Origin of the sequence: Aliidiomarina maris, from assembly GCF_003987335.1 — a bacterium.
GTDB classification, from domain to species: Bacteria; Pseudomonadota; Gammaproteobacteria; order Enterobacterales; family Alteromonadaceae; genus Aliidiomarina; species Aliidiomarina maris.
Window position 1 is genome coordinate 1 of record NZ_PIPK01000026.1, and the last position, 2,634, is coordinate 2,634.

The 2,634-nt window shown below is 44.7% G+C and carries 4 protein-coding genes; 3 read left to right on the forward strand and 1 reads right to left on the reverse strand.

The window, feature by feature from the left end:
- The first annotated feature begins 282 nt into the window (after window positions 1–282).
- The 3 genes from yhhA to yhhC are packed head-to-tail and all read left to right on the forward strand — an operon-like array spanning window position 283 to window position 2,168.
- Window positions 283–441, forward strand: coding sequence for a YhhA family cyclophane-containing RiPP (gene yhhA / locus CWE07_RS14125; RefSeq protein WP_111570605.1), 159 nt, complete (start codon window positions 283–285; stop codon window positions 439–441).
- A gap of 6 nt (window positions 442–447) precedes the next feature.
- Window positions 448–1,581 carry a cyclophane-forming radical SAM/SPASM peptide maturase YhhB gene (yhhB, locus tag CWE07_RS14130; RefSeq protein WP_111570604.1) on the forward strand — a complete coding sequence of 378 codons (1,134 nt, stop codon included), beginning with the start codon at window positions 448–450 and terminating at the stop codon, window positions 1,579–1,581.
- A complete protein-coding gene (gene yhhC, locus CWE07_RS14135) occupies window positions 1,572–2,168 on the forward strand; it encodes a cyclophane-containing peptide 2OG-Fe(II) oxygenase YhhC (protein ID WP_111570603.1) in 597 nt (198 codons plus the stop codon). Before yhhB ends, yhhC begins: the two co-directional genes overlap by 10 nt.
- 66 nt (window positions 2,169–2,234) lie before the next feature.
- Here the strand turns inward: yhhC and CWE07_RS14140 are convergent, their stop codons facing one another.
- Entirely contained in the window at window positions 2,235–2,519 is a 285-nt protein-coding gene (locus CWE07_RS14140; RefSeq protein WP_111570602.1) for a type II toxin-antitoxin system RelE/ParE family toxin, read from the reverse strand.
- Between the last annotated feature and the right edge of the window lie 115 nt (window positions 2,520–2,634).

The window sequence follows — 2,634 nt, forward strand, 5'->3', positions numbered from 1 at the left end:
CATCAACAGCCAACGATGACAGACGAAGCAGGCTCACTGGCTCAGAGATTTGGTATTGGCCGCTCACGCGGCGGCCAATAAAAAACTAATGCCTATTGACAGGACGAAGGCTCATAGGTGTTATGCCGTCCTTGGCTACGATAGAGCTCTTTAAAATCAATTAGTTATATCTTAAATCATTTATAACTTGCTGTTTTTATTGATTTTTATTAATTCTTTACATCCACGATAGCGAAGGGTAGGATTGGTGCTGTGAGAAAACCACTCCAAGGAGCTTTAGCCATGCAAAATCAAACCCAGTCAAGCAACGCGACAACCCCTGCCCATCTTCCAAGCCCTGCGATCCAGCGCCTTATTGAAGAGGTGCGTAATAAAGAAGCCCTTCAAGCGGTAGGCGGCAGGTATGACCGTACCCATAATCGCCATAACCGAGGGCAATGATGATCCATGGCGCTTCAATTAGACACCGCCCTAATAAAGACGGCCAGCAGGTGTAATTACGACTGTTCTTACTGCTACGTTTATCAGGGAAAGGATACCAGTTGGCGCGCCCAACCCAAGCGAATGGGGCTGGATGTCATTGACTCCTTAGTAGATCGATTAATCCATCAGGCAAACGCTCAAGCTGCTGGCTTTGCCATTGTGCTACATGGTGGAGAACCTCTTTTACTTGGCTTGGAAAATCTTACAATCCTTGTAAAAAAGCTTCGGGAAAAGCTAGATTCGCAACGTTACCCAATTAGCCTGCAAACAAATGGAGCGCTCTTAAACAAGGAATTTTTAGACCTTTTCTCTAAGGAGAAAGTCAGCGTTTCCGTTAGCATTGATGGAGACCAGGGTGCAAATGATATAGCTCGTGTTGATGTCAACGGAAAAACCACTTTTTCCAAGACAATAAAAGGCATTCAAGCATTACGATCACATACAGATTCTGAATTTCTTTTCGCTGGAACACTAAGTGTTATCCAACCATCTATACCGGCAAAAATAACGTACGATTTTTTGAAGTCCATCGGATCCCCCAATATGGATTTCTTAATGCAAGACGGAAATCACGATCGACTGCCACAAGGAAAATCCAGCTTTAAGTCCACTGAATATGGAGACTGGCTTTGCGAGCTGTTTGAGTGTTATACATCAGACTCCTCCCCTGTTCCAATTCGTTTTTTTGACGATATAGTAAGGCTAATTCTAGGTGACTCAGGCACTAAAGAAGGCCAAGGTACTGACCCGTATGGAATTCTAATTTTCGAAACAGACGGAGAAATCAGAAAAAACGATACGCTTCGCTCATCCTTTGACGGTGCCGACTTTTTTACCTCACGCTGGAATGTGCGCGACACAAAAATATCAGAGGTTTTATCTTCAAAAGAATTTTCAGAGTATGCCCGTATGCAGATTCCCATTTGTGAATCCTGTAATTCTTGCGAGTATCTGTCTGTATGTGGCGGCGGCATGCCCCTATACCGCTGGAGTGAGAGCAATGGCTATGATTCCCCTTCTGTATATTGTCATGACCACATGAAGATAATTCGTTCCGTTAAAGAAAGACTGCTGCTTGAGGGTGTCGAATGTACATAAATATTGACTCAGCGGCTCTAATTCATACCCCTTTCAAACATTTTTCAATAACGGAAGCCATAGATTCAGAAACTCAAAACCAATATTTAGCATGGTTTGAGCAGAATGCACCATGGCGGCTTGTTGAAACCGATTTTTACGAACAGTATGAATTCAGCCTGTTGCAGCGAGACTTTCCAGAGCCTATTGCTCAGCTGGCTTCGGCTGACACATTGAACAATCTTCGGCAATGCGTTGCTTCTCTTTTTAATACCACCTTATCTGGGAGGGTGGATGTTACTGCGCACAAACTTATTCCGGGACAAACTATTCGTATTCACAATGATTTTATTCCAGGTGAAGAAACACATAGAGTTTTGATTCAGTTAAATAGGAATTGGAACGATGACTTCGGCGGACAGCTAATGTTGTTCTCAGGCCCTGAGCCTGACCAACTTAGCAAGATCATTCCTCCCCAAAGCGGCTCAATACAGGGGTTTGCAATTTCACCTGATTCCCATCACGCCGTAAGTACCGTACACGGAGGAGAGAGGTTTACTATTGTGTATTCCTTTTTCTCCGATACTGGCAGCGAACGAAAGGCATAACGCCCAAGCACAGCGGCAACAGCAAAGCTGTTGTCCAGCACCGCAGGTGCGCGCTGATGCGTCTTGTTATGTGCGTGGTAGATTCTGCCACCGTTCCGGCGCTTGTTTAGGATGAAATACTGCAAGTATGAGAATGAAGTCGTCTTCATTACGATAGAGCACTCCATGAGGAAATGTATCAAGAGGCCAGCGTCGTATTTCATTTTCGAGAATTTGCATCGCCAGCGGTTGCATAGCGACCGCGTTAACCGCGTTTTCTAAGGCATTCTGAAACTGTATCGCTAAATCAGGGCTGATTTTGCGGTAATAGTTTTTTTCCCGCCGAACATCCTCTCGGGCGTAAGCGCTCATTCTAAAGCGTTCTGTTTTCACTAACCGTGTAAGGTTATCGTTGTGCTCCCAACTTTAGAGGAGCTCTTTTATGGCACGTAAACATCGCACACGCGAGCAATGGCAACAACTTATT